This is a genomic window from Nocardia sp. NPDC059228 (genome assembly GCF_042754245.1).
Taxonomy (GTDB): domain Bacteria; phylum Actinomycetota; class Actinomycetes; order Mycobacteriales; family Mycobacteriaceae; genus Nocardia.
Genome location: NZ_JBHZAL010000021.1, coordinates 16170 through 34649 on the forward strand (window position 1 = coordinate 16170; position 18480 = coordinate 34649).

15 protein-coding genes are annotated in these 18480 nt (G+C 69.7%); 10 read left to right on the top strand and 5 right to left on the bottom strand.

What is annotated here, in order from left to right:
• Positions 1 to 55: 55 nt before the first annotated feature.
• Positions 56 to 781: a class I SAM-dependent methyltransferase gene (locus tag ACFXKA_RS27575; RefSeq protein ID WP_379429498.1), complete on the top strand. Its 726-nt coding sequence runs from the start codon at positions 56 to 58 to the stop codon at positions 779 to 781.
• A gap of 78 nt (positions 782 to 859) precedes the next feature.
• Here the strand turns inward: ACFXKA_RS27575 and ACFXKA_RS27580 are convergent, their stop codons facing one another.
• Positions 860 to 1465: an alpha/beta family hydrolase gene (locus tag ACFXKA_RS27580; protein WP_379429499.1), complete on the bottom strand. Its 606-nt coding sequence runs from the start codon at positions 1463 to 1465 to the stop codon at positions 860 to 862.
• 302 nt (positions 1466 to 1767) lie between these two features.
• On the opposite strand from ACFXKA_RS27580, the gene ACFXKA_RS27585 reads away from it, so the two are divergent.
• The 6 genes from ACFXKA_RS27585 (at position 1768) to ACFXKA_RS27610 (ending at position 10471) form a co-directional block, all read left to right on the top strand.
• Positions 1768 to 3594, top strand: coding sequence for an acyl-CoA dehydrogenase (locus ACFXKA_RS27585; protein ID WP_379429574.1), 1827 nt, complete (start codon positions 1768 to 1770; stop codon positions 3592 to 3594).
• A 630-nt stretch (positions 3595 to 4224) separates the two neighbouring features.
• Positions 4225 to 5253 carry a phosphogluconate dehydrogenase (NAD(+)-dependent, decarboxylating) gene (gene gnd / locus ACFXKA_RS27590; RefSeq protein ID WP_379429500.1) on the top strand — a complete coding sequence of 343 codons (1029 nt, stop codon included), beginning with the start codon at positions 4225 to 4227 and terminating at the stop codon, positions 5251 to 5253.
• Positions 5254 to 5415: 162 nt separating this feature from the next.
• Positions 5416 to 6588 carry a glycoside hydrolase family 3 N-terminal domain-containing protein gene (locus ACFXKA_RS27595; RefSeq protein WP_379429501.1) on the top strand — a complete coding sequence of 391 codons (1173 nt, stop codon included), beginning with the start codon at positions 5416 to 5418 and terminating at the stop codon, positions 6586 to 6588.
• A 173-nt stretch (positions 6589 to 6761) separates the two neighbouring features.
• Positions 6762 to 7370 (top strand): TetR/AcrR family transcriptional regulator, encoded by a 609-nt coding sequence (locus tag ACFXKA_RS27600; protein WP_354841260.1) that lies wholly within the window; start codon positions 6762 to 6764, stop codon positions 7368 to 7370.
• A gap of 114 nt (positions 7371 to 7484) precedes the next feature.
• Complete coding sequence (locus tag ACFXKA_RS27605) at positions 7485 to 8774, top strand: DUF5685 family protein (RefSeq protein WP_379429502.1); 1290 nt, start codon at positions 7485 to 7487, stop codon at positions 8772 to 8774.
• Between the two features lie 92 nt (positions 8775 to 8866).
• Positions 8867 to 10471, top strand: a complete 1605-nt coding sequence (locus tag ACFXKA_RS27610; protein ID WP_379429503.1) for an FAD-dependent monooxygenase — start codon at positions 8867 to 8869, stop codon at positions 10469 to 10471.
• 204 nt (positions 10472 to 10675) lie between these two features.
• Here the strand turns inward: ACFXKA_RS27610 and ACFXKA_RS27615 are convergent, their stop codons facing one another.
• Both ACFXKA_RS27615 and ACFXKA_RS27620 read right to left on the bottom strand, forming a co-directional pair.
• A complete protein-coding gene (locus tag ACFXKA_RS27615) occupies positions 10676 to 11545 on the bottom strand; it encodes a MaoC family dehydratase (RefSeq protein WP_379429504.1) in 870 nt (289 codons plus the stop codon).
• The gene (locus ACFXKA_RS27620; protein WP_379429505.1) at positions 11542 to 12900 is read right to left on the bottom strand and encodes a 3-oxoacyl-ACP reductase; all 1359 of its coding nucleotides are present in this window, start codon (positions 12898 to 12900) and stop codon (positions 11542 to 11544) included. Before ACFXKA_RS27620 ends, ACFXKA_RS27615 begins: the two co-directional genes overlap by 4 nt.
• Positions 12901 to 13105: 205 nt before the next feature.
• Here ACFXKA_RS27620 and ACFXKA_RS27625 point away from each other — a divergent pair, with 205 nt between their 5' ends.
• On the top strand, positions 13106 to 14428 hold the full coding sequence (locus tag ACFXKA_RS27625) for an acetyl-CoA C-acetyltransferase (RefSeq protein ID WP_364609612.1): 1323 nt from the start codon (positions 13106 to 13108) through the stop codon (positions 14426 to 14428).
• 152 nt (positions 14429 to 14580) lie between these two features.
• Here the strand turns inward: ACFXKA_RS27625 and ACFXKA_RS27630 are convergent, their stop codons facing one another.
• Both ACFXKA_RS27630 and ACFXKA_RS27635 read right to left on the bottom strand, forming a co-directional pair.
• Positions 14581 to 15915, bottom strand: a complete 1335-nt coding sequence (locus ACFXKA_RS27630) for an ADP-ribosylglycohydrolase family protein (protein ID WP_379429506.1) — start codon at positions 15913 to 15915, stop codon at positions 14581 to 14583.
• Positions 15912 to 16352 carry a hypothetical protein gene (locus tag ACFXKA_RS27635; protein WP_354841241.1) on the bottom strand — a complete coding sequence of 147 codons (441 nt, stop codon included), beginning with the start codon at positions 16350 to 16352 and terminating at the stop codon, positions 15912 to 15914. The genes ACFXKA_RS27630 and ACFXKA_RS27635 overlap by 4 nt, the downstream gene beginning before the upstream one ends.
• A 234-nt stretch (positions 16353 to 16586) precedes the next feature.
• On the opposite strand from ACFXKA_RS27635, the gene ACFXKA_RS27640 reads away from it, so the two are divergent.
• Both ACFXKA_RS27640 and ACFXKA_RS27645 read left to right on the top strand, forming a co-directional pair.
• Complete coding sequence (locus ACFXKA_RS27640) at positions 16587 to 17075, top strand: universal stress protein (RefSeq protein WP_379429507.1); 489 nt, start codon at positions 16587 to 16589, stop codon at positions 17073 to 17075.
• Between the two features lie 169 nt (positions 17076 to 17244).
• Positions 17245 to 18357, top strand: a complete 1113-nt coding sequence (locus ACFXKA_RS27645) for an isochorismate synthase MenF (RefSeq protein WP_379429508.1) — start codon at positions 17245 to 17247, stop codon at positions 18355 to 18357.
• Positions 18358 to 18480: the final 123 nt, after the last annotated feature.

Genomic DNA, 18480 nt, shown 5'->3' on the forward strand with positions numbered 1-18480 from the left:
GCCTCCGCGTTCGCGGCCGAACTCGTCTCGGCGCACAGCTCATAGACTCGTCCCCATGGATGCCGCCGAATGGGACGAGCACTACGCCAATACCGAATTGGTGTGGGGCGCACCTCCGAATGCCACGGTGGTCGAACAGGTCTTCGGGCTGGAGCGGCGGGCGCCGGTCGGCGGCGGGATCGGCGAGCCGCGGCCGGAGCTGCCGCGGGTGCTGGACCTGGGGTGCGGTGAGGGCCGGAACGCGCTGTGGCTGGCCACCCACGGCTGGCAGGTGGACGCCGTCGACTTCTCCCAGACCGGCATCGACAAGGGCCGGACCGTCGCCTCGCGGCTGTCGCGCTCGGTGCGCGGGCGCATCCACTGGATCCACGCGAATGTCATGCACCTGGACGTCGCCGGCATCACCGGACCCTACGAGCTCATCCTGCTCGCCTTCCTGCACCTGCCCGCCGCGGACCGCCGCGCCCTGCTGCTGCGCGCGACCGAGATGCTCTCCCCCGAGGGCACCCTGCTGGTGATCGGCAATGACACCCTGAACCTGGCGGAAGGCTATGGCGGCGAGCAGGATCCGGCCCGGACCTTCACCCCGGCCGACATCCTCGCCGACCTGTCCCCCGCCGAGCCCGATATCCGCATCCGCATCGCCGACCGCGTGCACCGCCCCACCGAGGACCGCGACGCCATCGACGCCCTGGTGGTGGCGACCAGGCTCGCGCCGGAACCCCAGGACGAGCCGCTCGCCCTCGAAGCCCCGCAGCCGCCGGCGCTCGACCTCTCCTGACGGCACCCCGCGCCAGCTGCGGACGCCAATTCCGGTGCTCTGCAGGCCCGGTCGGACAGGCGCAGCGCGATGCGGCGTTCAGCTCGCGGACCAGCGCTCCAGCCACGGCGTGAGCACGGCGACGATCTCCTCGAACCCCGCCCGATACGAATGTGCCTGTCCCGCAATGACATGCACCTCGGCCGCGTCGGCGGCCTCCGGGATGCCGAACGGGTCGCGGGCGCCGTTGACCACGACGACCTCGATATCCCCGGGAGCGAGCAGCTCCTCGCGCCGCGACTTCTCGGGCTTGCCCGGCGGATGCAGGGGGAACGACAGCGCGACCACGCCCCGCGCCCCTGCCGCCCGCGCGGTCCGGCACGCCACCCGCGCGCCATTGCTGCGCCCGCCCTGGACCAGCGGCACCCCGCGCACCTTCTTCCGCAGTGCCGCAATGATTTCCAGCCACGCCGCGTCCTGCACGTCGGCCTTGCCCGGCGCGCGCCGCCCCGCGACCCGGTACGGCTGGGTCACCAGCGCCACCGCGCCGCCCATTTCCACCGCCGAATCCCGCAGGACCAGTATGTCTTTCGCCTCGACGCCGCCACCGGCGCCATGGGTGAGCACGAGCAGGAACCGGGGCTTCGCCCGCCCGCGCCGCTCGATCTCCACCTCCGCCGGTCCGGCACTCGTCTCGATGCGCATGGAGGCACCGTAATCAGAGGCACGGACCGGGCTCGCGCGGCACACCGGCGGATCGCGCCGCCGCCGCCGGACCTCGATCGACCAGGCCGCGATCACCCCGGCCAACCCCGGGTCCCGGCAACTCGCGTGCTTTCAGTCACATTCGGCCGTGATGACCTTGGCGCACCTCTTACCGGTCGGTAACATGGCGCATAAGTTACCCGCCAGTAGCGCTGCTTTACGGTGTCTACCCGGTGGAGACCTAACGGGCGGGAACGGCACACACCGAACCGCACCCATCTCAATGGAGAGTGAGTACGACCATGGGTCACTACAAGAGCAACGTTCGCGACCTCGAGTTCAACCTCTTCGAGTTCCTCGGCATCCAGAAGCTGCTCGACGCGGGCGCCTACGGCGACCTCGACGCCGACACCGTCAAGGAGATGCTGAACGAGGTCCGTCGTCTGGCCGAGGGCCCGCTGGCGGATTCGTTCGTCGACGGCGACCGCAACCCGCCGACCTTCGACCCGGAGACCCACACGGTCACCCTCCCCGACTCCTTCAAGAAGTCCTACCGCGCCCTCGAGGACGGCGGCTGGTCCAAGGTTCCGGTCCGCGAGGAGCTCGGTGGCCTCGGCGCCCCGTCCGTCATCGGCTGGGCCCTGGGCGAGATGATCCTCGGCGCCAACCCGCCGGCCCAGATGTACGCCGCCGGTGCGGGTTTCGCGCAGGTCTTCTACAACAACGGCACCGATGAGCAGAAGAAGTGGGCTCAGAAGATCGCCGACCGCAACTGGGGCGCCACCATGGTGCTGACCGAGCCCGACGCGGGCTCCGACGTCGGCGCCGGCCGCACCAAGGCGATCCAGCAGGAGGACGGCTCCTGGCACATCGAGGGCGTCAAGCGCTTCATCACCTCGGGCGACTCCGACGACCTGTTCGAGAACATCATGCACCTTGTGCTGGCCCGCCCCGAGGGCGCCGGCCCGGGCACCAAGGGCCTGTCGCTGTTCTACGTGCCGAAGTTCCACTTCGACTTCGACACCGACACCCTGGGTGAGCGCAACGGCGTGTTCGTCACCAATGTCGAGCACAAGATGGGCATCAAGGTCTCGGCCACCTGTGAGGTCACCTTCGGCGGCCACGGCGTTCCGGCCAAGGGCTGGCTGGTGGGCGAGGTCCACAACGGCATCGCGCAGATGTTCGACGTCATCGAGAACGCGCGAATGATGGTGGGCACCAAGGCCATCGCCACCCTGTCGACCGGTTACCTGAACGCGCTCGAGTACGCCAAGACCCGTGTGCAGGGCGCCGACCTGACCCAGATGACCGACAAGAGCGCCCCGCGCGTCACCATCACCCACCACCCGGACGTGCGTCGTTCGCTGGCCATGCAGAAGGCGTACGCCGAGGGCCTGCGCGCGGTGTACCTGTACACCGCCGCGCACCAGAACGCCGACATCGCCGAGCTGGTCTCGGGCGCCGACAAGGACACCGCGTTCCGCGTCAACGACCTGCTGCTGCCGATCGTCAAGGGTGTCGGTTCCGAGCGGGCCTACCAGTACCTGACCGACTCGCTGCAGACCTTCGGTGGCTCCGGCTTCCTGCAGGACTACCCGATCGAGCAGTACATCCGCGACGCCAAGATCGACTCGCTGTACGAGGGCACCACCGCCATCCAGGCGCAGGACTTCTTCTTCCGCAAGATCGCCCGCGACCGCGGCGTGGCGCTGGCCCACGTGGCCGGCCAGGTGCAGAAGTTCATCGAGCGTGAGGGTGGCAACGGCCGCCTGAAGGCCGAGCGCAAGCTGCTGGCCACCGCCCTCGAGGACGTGCAGGGCATGGCCGCCACCCTGACCGGGCACCTGATGGGCGCCCAGCAGGACCCGAAGGAGCTCTACAAGGTCGGCCTGGGCTCGGTCCGCTTCCTGCTGGCAGTCGGCGACCTGATCATCGGCTGGCTGCTGCTGGCCCAGGCCGAGGTCGCCATCAACGCCCTCGACAACGGCTCCAACGAGCCGTTCTACCAGGGCAAGATCGCCACCGCGCAGTTCTTCGCCCGCAACGTGCTGCCGGAGCTGACCTCGATCCGCACCGTCCTGTCCAACCTGGACAACGACATCATGGAGCTGGACGAAGCGGCCTTCTGACGCAGGGTCCCGGGGGCTGTGCCCCCGAACCCCCAGTACCACAGCGATGCGGCCCGGAATCTTCCGGGCCGCATCGCTTTCGGCGTTTCTTCGGAGGCGGCCTACCAGTGCTCACCCGAGGCGGAGGCCGAGATGGTGCTGATGAAGCCGAGGATGAAGTGAGCCAGCCAGTCCATGAGGTACCCGTCTGTCGTACTGAAAAATGAATGCCTCAGAACGCTGTCCACAACCGATGCCGAACGGTTGCCCCGAACTTCCCGGGCATGAACCTCACGGCTGCTCGGTCGATGCGGCATCCGATTCCCGCCGCGACCGACAGCACACTGTCGGCAATCTCAATGCGGTGGGCGGTTTTCGTGTTCAGAAGTCAACGAATGCCAGGAGCCCAACGGCTCGCGACCATCCCATTCAGCTGTCAGCGAATTTTCTGCAACGATAGCTGGGGGCAAAAATAGAGCTCCGTGCGGTTGCCGGGTCGGGGGTCTGGCAACAGCACGGAGCCATCCCTTCTATCGACACCCATTCCAGGGCGTTACACACCCGTTCCGCCCGAATGGAAAAAATTTCGCGGCCCACCGCCGGGAGGACAATCGAGACGGATCGAAACCGTACGACGCGAGGAGACCACTCATGGAGCTCGGAATGATCGGACTCGGCCGGATGGGCGCGAATATCGTGCGCCGGATCGTGCGGGACGGGCATACCGCCGTCGGCTACGAACGCCACCCGGAGCACATCGAGGAACTCTCCGCCGAACTGGGCGACAGTTTCCAGGGCAGCACCGAACTCCCCAAGTTCGTGGCCATGCTCACCGCCCCGCGCGTGGTGTGGGTGATGATCCCGGCGGGCGCCACCGGCGCGGTCATCGACACGCTGGCCGGGCTGCTGGAACCCGGCGACATCATCATCGACGGCGGCAACAGCCGCTACCACGAGGACATCGCGCGGGCGAAGGCCCTGCGGCCCAAGGGCATCCACTACGTGGACATCGGCACCTCGGGCGGCGTGTTCGGGCTCGAGCGCGGCTTCTGCCTGATGATCGGCGGCGAGAACGACACCGTCGCCCACCTGGACCCGCTGCTGAAGTCGATCGCGCCCGGCGTGGACGCCGCGCCGCGCACCCCCGGCCGCACCGGTACGCCCTCCACCGCCGAACAGGGCTACCTGCACTGCGGCCCCGCGGGTGCGGGGCACTTCGTGAAGATGGTGCACAACGGGATCGAGTACGGCGCGATGGCCGCGTACGCGGAGGGCCTCAACATCCTCCACCGGGCCGATGCCGGCGAGCACCAGGACACCGAGCACTCCGCGGAGGTCACCCCGCTCGAACACCCCGAGTACTACCGCTACGACATCGACGTACCCGAGGTCACCGAGGTGTGGCGGCGCGGTTCGGTGGTCGCCTCCTGGCTGCTCGACCTCACCGCCGCCGAACTCTACGCCGACCCGAACCTCGATTCCTTCGGCGGCCGCGTCTCCGATTCGGGCGAGGGTCGCTGGACCCTCGATGCCGCCATCGATGAGGGCGTGCCCGCCCCCGTCCTGTCCGCGGCCCTGTTCCAGCGCTTTTCCTCCCGCGGCGAGGGGCTCTACGCCGACAAGATCCTTTCCGCCATGCGCCAGGCCTTCGGCGGGCACCACGAATTGCCGAAACCATGACTGGGATACGAAGGGCGACAACTGATCTCGTAAGTTCGGGGTAACTCGCCGGGTACGCCCCAAATCGGTTCGGCATCCAACCGCCGGCACGGGTGCGAAACAGGCAACGGCCGTCAGCGGGCCGCTAGAGTCGCGGGGAGGCGGAGGAGCTACGGTCGGGACATGCGCCTTGTACCGGGAATCGTCATCGCGGTGACCGCACTCGTGCTGTCCGGCTGTTCCAGCAGCGACAACTCGTCCACTCAATCCGCGCAGACCAGCAGCGGATCCCCGAACAGCACCACCACCATCGCCGCACCGCCGCCGACGACTCCGGCGCAGCAGGATTGCGCGGCCGGCTACCTGTCGCAGTTCACCCTGCGGCAGAAGCTGGCGCAGCTGCTCACCGTCGGCGTCACCGGCGAGGCCGATGCCGAGAACGTGGTGAAGACCGAGCAGATCGGCGGCATCTTCATCGGCAGCTGGACCGACAAGGCCATGCTGGCCCAGCACCAGGTGGACGCGGTCCAGAAGGCCTCGCGGACCCCGCTCATGGTGACCATCGACGAGGAGGGCGGGCGGGTCTCGCGCGCCAAGGACCTGATCGGGGTCGCGCCCTCGTCCCGGGTGATCGCGCAGACCATGAGCCCGGACGAGTTCTACACCTTCAGCCTGGACCGGGCGCAGAAACTGAAGGCGCTCGGCGTGACCGTGGACTTCGCGCCCGACGCCGATGTCAGCAGCCAGCCCGACGATTCGGTGATCGGCGACCGCTCCTTCTCCGACGACCCGGACGTGGTGGTGCAGTACGCGGGGGCGTTCATCCGGGCCTTCAAGGACGCCGGGGTGGGCAGCGTCATGAAGCACTTCCCGGGCCACGGCTCGGGCTCGGGCGACTCGCACACCGGCGCGGTGCAGACCCCGCCGCTGGATCAGCTGCAGAACAAGGACCTGGTGCCGTTCCGGCAGCTGGTCGATTCGGGTGCGGCGGTCATGGTCGGCCACCTGGATGTGCCCGGGCTCACCACCCCGAATGTGCCGGCCAGTATCAGCCCGCAGGCCATGGCACTGCTGCGGCAGGGCACCGGCTACGGCGCAGCACCCTTCGACGGCGTCATCTTCACCGACGATCTGGGCGGCATGGCGGCCATCGCCAACCGCATGAGCATCGAGGACGCGGTGGAGGCCGCCCTGATCGCGGGCGCCGACAACGCGCTGTGGATCACCACGGACGCGGTGCCGAAGGTGCTCGACCGGCTCGTCGACGCGGTCAGCAGCGGCCGCCTACCGGGAGCCCAGGTGGATGCCTCGGTGCTTCGCATGGCAAAGTTCAAGGGCTCCGCGCCGCACTGCTGAGCAAACTTCCGGTTTCGAGTACATCTCACGGATCGGCCCGCCGCGGCGCGAAAGCGCTGTTGAGCGCGGTATTGGCGATGACCGGCAATTCACGCTCATGGAACTTACCATGGAGTAAGATAAGGACTTCGACGCTCGTCGAGAGCGTCGACTGTCCGGTCTTAGGAGAGTGAATGGCAGGCGGAACGAAACGGCTTCCTCGCGCGGTGCGCGAGCAGCAGATGCTCGACGCCGCCGTGGAGGTCTTCTCGCGCAAGGGGTACCACGACACCTCCATGGACGCCATCGCCGCCGAGGCGAAGATCTCCAAGCCGATGCTGTACCTCTACTACGGATCCAAGGACGAGCTCTTCCGCGCCTGCATCCACCGCGAGAGCATGCGGTTCATCGAGGCGGTCGCGGTCGCTGGCAACCCCAAGCTCACCCCGCACGAGCAGCTGCGCGCGGGCCTGGAGGCCTTCCTGTCCTACGTGGACCAGAACCGACTGTCCTGGCAGGTCCTCTACCGGCAGGCACTGGGCCAGCAGCCCTTCGCCTCCGAGATCGCCAACAGCCGCGACCGGGTCATCGAACTCACCGCCAAGCTGCTCGAATCCAGCGCCAAATACGCCGAACCGGGCACCAATTTCGAGGTGGTGTCGGTGGCCGTGATCGGCGCGGGCGAGGCCATCGCCGACCGGGTCGCCAGCGGGCAGATCGATATGGCCGAGGCCGTTGATCTGCTCGACGATCTGGCCTGGCGCGGTCTGTCCGGCAGCAAGAAGAAGACCGAACCGGTCTGACCGGCGTCCGGGCCGTCCGTCGCCCGGCCGACTTGCCGCCACGCCCCTCGCCTGCCACAGTTCGCTGCGATCGTGTTGCAGGACGGCCGCTTCGGCCGGGGATGGGGATCGTCGTTGTTCGGCTTGCTGAAGCCGTGTGCGCACAGTGCGGTGCGGCACGGTATCGACCCGTCGGCCTGGCAGACCCACCTGTGCGGTCTCTGCCTGGGTTTGCGTGACGGCCACGGCCAGCTCGCGCGCGCGGCGACCAATACCGATGCCATCGTCCTCGAAATACTCACCGAGGCACAGCAATCCGAGCCGGCCGCCCGCACCGCCGCGGGTCCCTGCCCGTTGCGCGGCATGCGCCGCGCCGAGGTGGTCGCCGCCGACGCGCCCGGCGTGCGCCTCGCCGCGACCGCCTCACTGCTGCTGGGCGCGGCCAAGATTCGCGACCATGTCGACGACGGCGATGCCCACCGCCTGGCGCGCCGCCCGCTCACCCGCGTCTCCACCCGGTGGCACACCCGGGCGCGCGCCGCCGCCGAGCCCCTCGGTCTCGACGTCGAACCGCTGATCACCGCGATCGAGTCGCAGCTGCGGCTGGAGAATTCGCCCGAGAGCACCCTCGCCGAGCTGACCGCGCCGACCCAGCTCTGCGCGGCGGAATTGTTCGCGCACACCGCGGTTCTCGCGAACCGGCCCGAGAACACCGACGCCCTGCGTGAGGCGGGATGGCATTTCGGCCGGATCGCGCACCTGGCCGACGCGCTCGAGGACCTCGACGCGGACAACGCCCAGGGCCACTTCAACCCGCTGTCGGCCACCGGAACCACCCGGGAACAGGCGCACGCCCTGGTCGCCGAATCGAATTCACTCCTGCGCGCGGCCCTCGCCCGCGTCGCCCTGGACCGCGCCGCCACGGTCCGCTGGATCCTGCTCGACCCGCTGGGAGGCGTGGTCCGCAAGCTGGGCCGGGCCGCGGGCATCGCGCACACCTGCACCACCCACACCTGCCGCACCCACTCCGCGACGGCATCCGAGGCGGCACCGCGCGGTGAGCAGCCCTGGCAGCCGGGCGCGCCGTTCACGCCGCAGCCGGGGCTGGTGCCGCCCGGGCCGGGAGGACCGCCGACACAGCGGCCGAACCCGCTCGAGGGGCTGGGGATCATCGGCGCCCAGTACTGCACCGGCTACGCGTGTTTCAAGTGGCACACCCGCCCGTGCAGCGGGCATCGCAAGGCGCCGTGGATCGATCGCTGCGACTGCGACTGCTGCGATGGCTGCGGCAACTGCAACTGCGGCGGCGGCCATCACCACGCCGCGGGCGGCGGTGGCGGCTGCTGCGACGGCTGCTGCGATTGCGGCGGGTGTGATTGCGATTGCTGCGACTGTGACTGCTGCGACTGTGACTGCAGCTGCTGAACATCGCGAGCCGAGACCGGCGCGGCCGACCCTTCTGGGTCGTGTGATCGCCGTGCAAGGGGCGTGCAAGCGGTCGTGCCCAGGCTGGGGGCATGACAACGGCACATGTTCCGGTCCTGGTGGCCGGCGGCGGTCTGGTCGGATTGTCCGCCGCACTGTTCCTCGAATACCACGGCGTCCCTTACGTTCTGGTGGAGCGGCGAGCGACCGCGTCGCCGCTGCCGCGTTCCCGGGGGCTGCACACCCGCACCGGTGAGATGTACCGGCAGGCCGGGGTCGAGGCGCAGATCCTGAAGGCTGCGGCGAGCGCGTTGCGGGCGGGGAAGTTCGGCGGCGCGTGGACCGGCGAGTCGGTGCGGACCGCGGAGTCGCTGGATCTGTCGGGGCTGGGCGCGGCCATGGCGGCCGCGGATCCGAGTCCGTCGCAGTTCGTGTTCCTGCCGCAGGTGGAGCTCGAACCGGTGCTCGCGCAGGCCGCCCGGAAGCGCGGCGGCGACCTCCGATTCGGCACGGAGCTGGTGGAATTCGAGCAGGACAGGACGGGTGTCAGCGCACTGCTGCGGGACGCCTCGGGTGCGCGGTCGCTGCTGCGGGCCGATTACCTGATCGCGGCGGACGGTGCGGGGAGTCCGATCCGCCGGGCGCTGGGCATCACCGGCCGGGAGCTGCCGCCGACCCACCACTATCTGAATGTGTTCGCCCGCACCGACCTCACCGGCCTGCTCGACGGCCGCGCCTTCAGCCAGTGCGAGATCACCGGACCGGCGGTGCGCGGACTCGTGTTGTCCAAGAACAACACCGACGAATGGTCCTTCCACATCGAATACGACCCGGCCACCGAATCGCCCGCCGACTGGCCGGATGCGCGCTGTGTCGCGGCCATTCGCGCCATGGTCGGCGCACCCGATCTCGAGGCGCGGATCCTGGCCCGCAGCGCCTGGGACACCGGCACTTTCGTGGCCGACGAGTACCGCCGCGATCGAATCTTCCTGGTCGGCGATGCGGCGCACCGCCACGCGCCCTGGGGCGGCTACGGCGGCAACACCGGCGTCGCCGACGCGCACAATCTGATCTGGAAACTGGCGGCCACCCTGCACGGGAACGCTGGTCCGGCGCTGCTGGATTCCTACGCGGCCGAGCGCCGCCCGCGCGCCGAGTTGGCGGTCGAGCAGTCGCGTCTGGGCACCGACTTCCGGACCCGCTACGGCATCGAAACCCCCGGCAATGCCGACGATCTGGCCCGCAGGCTGGATACGGCGACGGTGATGACCCGCTACCGCTATACCTCGACGGCCGTCCTCACCGCGCCCGGCGCAGCCCCGCATGTCGCGACTCTGCAGGGCCGGACGGGAACCCGCCTCCCGCACTGGTGCGTCGACGCCGGCTGGTGGACCCCCTCCACCCTGGACCTGTGCGGCCCCGGTTTCACCCTGCTGGTGGCGGGTCCGGCCGGGGCGTGGCGCACGGCCGCCGCACAGGCGCGGCGCGCCACCGGCATCGACCTGGCCGTGCACGCCCTGCCCGCGGCCGACTGCGCGGCGCATGCCGGGCTGGCCGCCGGCGAGGCCCTGCTGGTCCGGCCGGATCACCACATCGCGGCCGGTCCCGATTCCGGGCTGACGCCGGACTGGCTCGGTGACGTGCTGACGCTGCTGGTGGACGGCAGCCGTGCGCCGATGCGCTCGCCCATCGCCTGACCCGCTCCGGAAATACAAGAGCCGCACACTGTTTCGGGCCGGATGTAGAAACCCCTGCGTGGCGACATCCGAATTCGAAACAGTGTGCGGCTCTTCACCCCCGTCGGGCGGACCGCCGGATGGCGGCCGCGCCCGAACCTTCGGGTGTCAGGCTCGACACTCCCTCGCACTGCGGGTTTTCGACCCTACCCGCGCGGCGAGGTTTCAGCGCAGCGTAGCGGTCAGGTGCGGGTAGCCCTTCTTCGGGTGCTTCAAGGACAGGTCCCACCCACCGGACACCTGGTCCGCGTACAGGTTCACCGTGGACGGCAGGAAGATCGGCTTGCCGAACTTCACCCCGTAGGTGACCTGGTCGGGGATCCGGCCCTCGAGCGCGCCGAGCACGGTGGCGGCCGACCACATGCCGTGCGCGATCGGCTTCGGGAACCCGAAGGCCTTGGCGCCCAATGCCGAGGTGTGGATCGGGTTGTGATCGCCCGAGGCGCCCGCGTAGCGGTTGATCATCTTCTGATCGACGCGCAGCGCGCGCAGCGGCGGGGGCGGCACCTCGTCCGGCTTGGGCTCCGGCTTGGGCCCGCCCGACAGCGAGGTGCGCTGCTGGTGCAGGAAGGTGGTGACCTGACGCCACACCAGCTCCCGGCCCACACTGACCTCCGTGACGGCGTCCACCAGCAGGCCCTTGGGGTGCTCGCGCAGGTTCTCGATGTGGGTCGCGAAGTCCAGCGGCTCGGACACCGAGATCTCACGGGTGCGCTCGATGACGTTCTCCGCGTGCACCGCGCCCACGGCCACGAACGGGAAGTCGCGGGCGACGACCAGCTGCATGGCCAGCGGGAAGCTGAGCACGAACGGGTAGGTCAGCGGCAGTGCGTCGCCGAAGCGCAGGCCGGTGGCCCGGCAGTAGGCGGCGAGGTGGTCCGGGTCGACCTTGAAGCCCTCGAGCCGGACACTGCGGTCCGGCAGGGTGGACTTGCGGGCCGACAGACCCGGCACGGGCAGCGCGCCCAGGGCGGCCTTGACGAACAGGCCGCTGTTCTTGGGCACCTCGGTGAGGTTGATGGTCTGCGTCATCATGCTCCGATCAGGGCCTGGCCGCAGACGCGAACGATATTGCCGGACACCGCGTTCGACGCCGGGGAGGCGAAGTAGGCGATGGTCTCGGCGACGTCCACGGTCTGACCGCCCTGCAGCAGCGAGGACAGCAGGCGCCCGCCCTCGCGGGTGGCCAGCGGGATGGCGGCGGTCATGGCGGTCTCGATGAAACCGGGGGCCACCGCGTTGATGGTGATGCCCTGCTCGGCCAGCTTCGGGGCCTCGGCGTTCACCATGCCGATGACACCGGCCTTGGAGGCGCCGTAGTTGGTCTGGCCGCGGTTGCCGGCGATGCCCGCGATGGAGGACACGTCGATGACCCGGCCACCCGTGCGGAGCGCGCCCGCGGCCACCAGACCCTCGGTAATGCGGTGCGGCGCGGCCAGGTTCACGTTGATGACCGAGTTCCAGCGGCCCTCGTCCATATTGGCGAGCAACTTGTCGCGGGTGATGCCGGCGTTGTGGACGACGATGTCGATGCCGCCGAAGCGCTCGGTGGCGAAGGCGGCCAGCTTCTCGGCGGCGTCGGCGGCGGTGACGTCGAGGGCGAACGCGGTGGCGCCGACCTTGTTGGCGGTCTCCGACAGCGCCTCGCCGGCGGCCGGGATGTCGGCCACGATCACGGTCGCGCCGTCCCGGGCGAAGACCTCGGCGATGGTGGCGCCGATGCCGCGGGCGGCACCGGTGACCACGGCGACCTTGCCCTCCAGGGGCTTGTCCCAGGAGGCCGGGGCGGTCGAGTCGTCCTTGCCGACCCGGAAGACCTGACCGTCGACGAACGCCGACTTGCCGGACAGCACGAAGCGCAGGGTGGACTCCAGACCCGTTGCGGCCGTGGCGGCCTCGGGGTGCAGGTAGACCAGGTTGCTGGTGGCGCCGCGCAGCAGCTCCTTGCCGACCGAGCGGGTGAAGCCCTCCAGCGCGCGCTGCGCGATCTGGGCGTCGACCGAATCGGTGAGCTCGGGGGTGGTGCCGATGACCAGCACGCGGCCGGAGGCGGCGATGCTGCGCATCGCGGGCTGGAAGAACTCGAACAGCTGCTGCAGTTCCTCGATGGTGCGGATGCCGGTGGCGTCGAAGACCAGCGCGCCGAACTTCACGCCCGGGGTGACTGCATCCACGAAGGTGTAGTCGCTCAGCAGGTTCCGCACGGCGTCGGCGACGCGGCCTTTGCCGCCCAGCAGCACCGGGCCCGGGAGCGCGGCCTCGCCGGCCCGGTAGCGGCGCAGCGTCTCCGGCTGCGGCAGGCCCAGTTTCGAGGCCAGGAACGCGCCCGGCGCGGAGTGAACGAACGATCCGTACAGGTTGGGAGCGCCCTTGCTCTTGCTGGCAGCCACGTTTCCTACCTTCTCTTGTGTGGGTGAGTGGTCCTCGCCCGCTCGGGCCTTGCGCACCGGCCTCGGGAGCGGTGTTGCGCACATGTGCGGGGTACGGTGTCGACAATGAACTTACTCCAGAGTAAGTTTAATGTAAACCGAGTGGCGCGCATCCACCGGGATCGCGCGTGCCGGAAATCCCACCGACGAGACACTGGAGACTCGAGTGACCACCAAAGCCCGTTCGGCGAAGGCCGCGGCCAAGACCACCAAGCAGGCGCGCCCGGTTGCCATCCTCGGCGGTAACCGCATCCCGTTCGCTCGTTCCGACGGCAAGTACGCCCACGCGTCCAACCAGGACATGTTCACCGCGGCCCTGAACGGCCTGGTCGCCCGCTTCGGCCTGCAGGGCGAGCGCCTGGGCCTGGTCGTCGGCGGCGCGGTCCTCAAGCGCGTCGGCGAGCACGGCATGATCCGCGAGAGCGTGCTCGGCTCCACCCTGTCGCCCTACACCGCGGCCCACGACCTGCAGCTGGCCTGCGGCACCGGCCTGCAGTCCATCGTCACCGTGGCCGACGGCATCGCCCTGGGCCGCATCGAGAACGGCGTCGGCGGCGGCACCGACACCACCTCCGACGCGCCGATCGGCGTGAGCGAGGGCATGCGCGAGTGGATGCTCGACGCCAACCGCGCCAAGAAGAACTCCGACTACGTGAAGCTCGTCGGCCGGCTGCGGCCCTCGATGGTCGGCATCGAGATCCCGCGCAATGCCGAGCCGCGCACCGGGCTGTCCATGGGTGAGCACGCCGCCATCACCGCCAAGGAATTCGGCATCTCCCGCGAGGCGCAGGACGAGCTGGCCTATCTGTCGCACAAGAACATGGCCGCCGCCTACGACCGCGGCTTCATGGACGACCTCGTCACCCCGTTCCTCGGCCTGACCCGCGACGACAACCTGCGCCCGGGCTCCACCATCGAGAAGCTGGCCACCCTGAAGCCGGTCTTCGGCACCAAGCTGGGCGACGCCACCATGACCGCCGGCAATTCCACCCCGCTGACCGACGGCGCGTCCGCGGTGCTGCTGGGCTCCGAGGAGTGGGCGGCCTCGCGCAACCTGTCCCCGCTGGCCTACCTGGTGGACTCCGAGGTCGCCGCGGTGGACTACATCCACGGCCCCGACGGCCTGCTGATGGCCCCCACCTACGCGGTGCCGCGCATGCTGGCCCGCAACGGCCTGACCCTGCAGGACTTCGACTACTACGAGATCCACGAGGCCTTCGCCTCCGTGGTGCTCGCCACCCTGCAGGCGTGGGAGTCGGACCAGTACTGCAAGGAGCGCCTGGGCCTGGACGGCGCGCTCGGCAAGATCGACCGCGCGAAGCTGAACGTGAACGGCTCCTCGCTCGCCGCGGGTCACCCGTTCGCCGCGACCGGCGGCCGGATCATCGCCCAGACCGCCAAGCAGCTGGCCGAGAAGGGTGGCGGCCGCGCGCTGGTCTCCATCTGCGCCGCGGGCGGCCAGGGCGTCGTCGCCATCGTCGAGCGGTAGTACGCCAGGGGCTTCGACCCTGAAAACCCTTGGAGGATGGGGGCATTGCCCCCGAACCCTGTTTCTGTGTTCGAGGGCGGTGACCGGCCGGGACGACGGCCGGGCACCGCCCTCGCCGCTGTCGGGGATCACCGCCACGACCCAATTCGATGTCAGCGCACCAGATTCAGCGTGCGGTGCGCCAGGTCGGAGATGCGGGTTCTGTCGTAGCCGACGACCGAGCTGTGGACGGTGTCGTGGAACGGGGCGGTCCAGTGGGCGGGGATGGCGGCGGCCCCGGTGAGGATGCCCGCCACCGAGCCGGCGGTCGCGCCGTTGGAGTCGGTATCCCAGCCGCCCTGGACGGTGAGGGCGATGGTGCGGGTGAAATCGCCTTCGCCCCAGAGCAATCCGGCGGCGATGAGGCAGGCGTTGCCGATGGCGTGGACCCAGTTGTAGTGGGAGTGGCGGGTGTGGATGGCGGTCACGGCCCGGTCCCAGGACATGCCGCCGCGGTGGTCGCCGGTGACCTCGGCCAGGGCCAGTGCCAGGCGGGAGCGGGCGGGGATGACCGAGTGCGCGACGGCCAGCGCTGCGGCGGGGCCGGGGGCGGTGAAGGCGGCGGCGATCAGCGCACCCGACCACATGGCGGCCCATAAACCATTACCCACGTGGGAGATCGAGGCGTCGCGGGCCGCCGCGGCGGCCGCGCGGCGGGGTTGTCCGGGGTGGGTGTAGCCGTGGATGTCGGCGCGGATGAGCGCGCCGATCCACTCGCGGTAGGGGTTGCGGTAGGTGGCGGTGTCGGGCGGGGCGAAACCGTCGATGAGGTTGCGGTAGGCGACGCGTTCGGCGGTGTAGGTCTGCAGGAACGGCAGGCGCTCGAGCCAGAGGGCGGCGACGTCATCGGGGATGAACGACCTCCCGTGCCGCTCCAGCAGATGCAGACCGAGAATCGGGTAGTCGACGTCGTCGTCGCGGGGACAGCCGTCGATCCGGCCGAGAGTGGCTGTGTGCCAGGACCTCAGGTCATCGGCCTCGGGCGGCAGCGGGTCGGTGACGGGGACGTAGTCGCGCAGCGGATAGGCCCCGCTCGCCTCCAGATACCCGCGGATACGTGCGGGTGTCCAGACGAAGCCGTTCTCCAGGGGTTTGCCCAGCGTGCAGCCGGTGCAGCGGCCGAGCCAGCCGCCGTGGATACGGTCCAGCAGCTCCGGCTCGCCCAATGCTGGAATCGAATCCTCTTCGATGTCAGCCGGATTCGCATGCCGCGGCGCGTCCACCCATTCGGTGTAGGGCCAGTCCGGCAGTCGCGGAGCCCGCTCGACCCGATCCAGCAGCCGCCAGCAGGCCCCCGGAACCGTCCGCTCGGTGTGCGTGAGATCGCGCACTTCCTCCGCGAAATCGTCTACCGCGTAACCGGATTCGGCACGCTGACACCACTCGTAGTACAACAGGGCGCGCGGATCGGCCTCATGATGGCCGAAGAAGGCCGACTCTATGGTCACAACACCGCCTGGGTGGCCGCGACCACCTCGGAGAGCAGGGGCAGGGATTCCTCGCGCTGCGGCGCGCGCGCCCACCAGCGGCCCTCATGGGTGTGACGGCCGAATCCGGTGGGCAGGATGACATTACTGCGATGCGGGCCGATGTCGACGCTGTTGCGCTCGAGCAGCGCGAGGCATTCATCGGACGGGTAGCCGTCGAAGACCGCCAGGAAGGTGCGGCGCGGCGGCTTGTCGCGCACCAGCACCGGGCCGGCCAGGCCGCGGCTGACCAGTTCGTCAAGGATCAAGGCCCCCAACGGTTCCGGGGTATTCAGCGCCGCGATGGTGTCGACCAGCGGTAGGACCACGAAGCCCGGTGTGGTCACATGCACGTGGGGGAGACCGAACAGGGAGCGGTACACACGCGCCCACTCCTGCGGGGTCGTCAGCTCGTCCAACCGCACAATCCACCCCTCGTCCGGGCTCTGCTCCAACGACGGCGATGTCGATCGTCGGCGAGAGCCGACGTTTTCAGTGAAAACCCGTCCCCCGCATCGCACCACCGGTTTGGGTGAATCGTGAGCGAACTGTGGAGAACTTGCGACGCGACGAAGAGTGCCTAGTCCACTGAACGGTCTGTTTCGGGGGTAGCCTCGGGGGTACAGCCAGGCGTTCCTACCAGGAGGTTCGTCATGCCCTGCGATTTGATGCTGATTGCCTACGACGGCTCCGAGAATGCCCGGCGGGCCGTCGAATACGCGGGACGGTTCCTGGCCGCCGACAGAGCCGTGGTGCTGACGGCGTGGGAGCCGATGGTGCGCCAGGCCGCGCGGTTGTCGGGACTGTCCGGGGTGATGCAGCCGGAGTGGATGACCGACGACGAAATAGAGGACATCGCGCTGGTGGACGCCCGGAATATCAATGCCGAAGGCGTGCGGCTGGCCAAGCTGGCAGGCCTGAACGCCGAGGCGCGCACCGCCGAGTGCACCACGACCATCTGGAACGCCATCGTCGAGACCGCCGACGAGCTGAACGTGGACGTCATCGTGGCGGGCACCCGCGGGGCCACCGGCATCCGGGCCCTCATGCATTCGAGCGTCGCCGACGCCGTGCTCAAGCACTGCCATCGCCCGGTGCTCATGGTGCCGCCGGGCCGCGAACCCGCCGAAAAACAGGCCTGACGCCGGGAAACCCCGGACGGCCGGGGTCCACGCGCCCCCGGCCGGAGCAGGGCATTGCGGGAAAGATGCTGGGCCGCACCGGAATACCCGCACCTGCCCACCGACCCGGTGAGAGATGCGTCGCTCCCCCGTCCTGGTCGTCCGGCCCCGGGGCTATGGTCGAACCATCATGGACGGATTTCTGCTCGCGACGCCGGACGGTGTCGTACGCACCTCTGGCACCCGCGCCGCCTTCGATTCGGCGGACGCCGCGAACGCGGCGCTGCGGTCCGGGGCAGCCGAGCTGATCGTGGGCGCGCTGCCGTTCGATCCACGCCGTCCCGCCGCCCTGGTGACGCCCGAGCAGGCCGCGCACACCGCCGGACCGTGGCGTCCGGCCGCCCTGCCGGACCTGCCCGAGGTCCGAATTGTCTCCGAAATGCCCAGTGCCGCAGAGCATGTCGCGCGTGTGACGAGACTCGTGGAGCAGCTGAGCGATCCGGAGCAGCCGCTGCGCAAGGTGGTGGCGGCCCGGTCGCTACTGGCCGAGGCACAGGCCCCGCTGGAGCCCGAGGTGATTGCCGCGCACCTGGTGACCCGGCATCCGCGGGCCGCCGTCTACGCCGTCGACCTGTCGGCGGCGGGCCGCCCCGGCGACACGCTGCTGGGCGCGACGCCCGAGGTGCTGATCTCCCGGCACGGCCGCGCGGTCACCCTGCACCCGCTGGCCGGCACCCTGCCCCGGCTCGCCGATCCGGAGGCGGACGCGGCCCAAGCCCGGGATTTGCTGGCCAGTACCAAGAATCGCGACGAGCACGCCTTCGTCATCGACTGGATCCGCGAACTGCTGACACCCGTCTGCGCCGAGCTGACCATCCCCGACGGGCCCGAACTGCTGTCCACGCCCGAGGTCTGGCACCTGGCCACCCCCATTCGCGGCGTGCTGCGCGATCCGGCCACCACCGCCCTGGACCTCGCGGTCCTGCTGCACCCCACCCCCGCGGTCTGCGGCACCCCGACCGCCCTGGCCCTGGACGCCATCGCCGACCTCGAGGGCGACCGCGGCTTCTACGGCGGCGCGGTCGGCTGGTGCGACGCGGCCGGCAACGGCGACTGGTTCGTCGCCATCCGCTGCGCGGAACTCGCCGCCGACGCCTGCTCCCTGCGCGCCTTCGGCGGCGGCGGCATCGTGGCCGCCTCCGACCCGCACACCGAACTCCACGAAACGACCGCCAAGCTCCGCACCTTCCTGGGCGCGCTCACCCGCCTCCCCGAGACTTCCGCGCACGGCTGGGAGACGTAAGCAGTGAGCACGCGTGCCGGCTGGGAGCCGAACCCATTCTGGAGGTCCCCGGCGAGTTACCCCGACCGCCACGAAATCAGTCGCCACCATGGCATCCGACAACATGCGCGCCGAAGGCTCGGG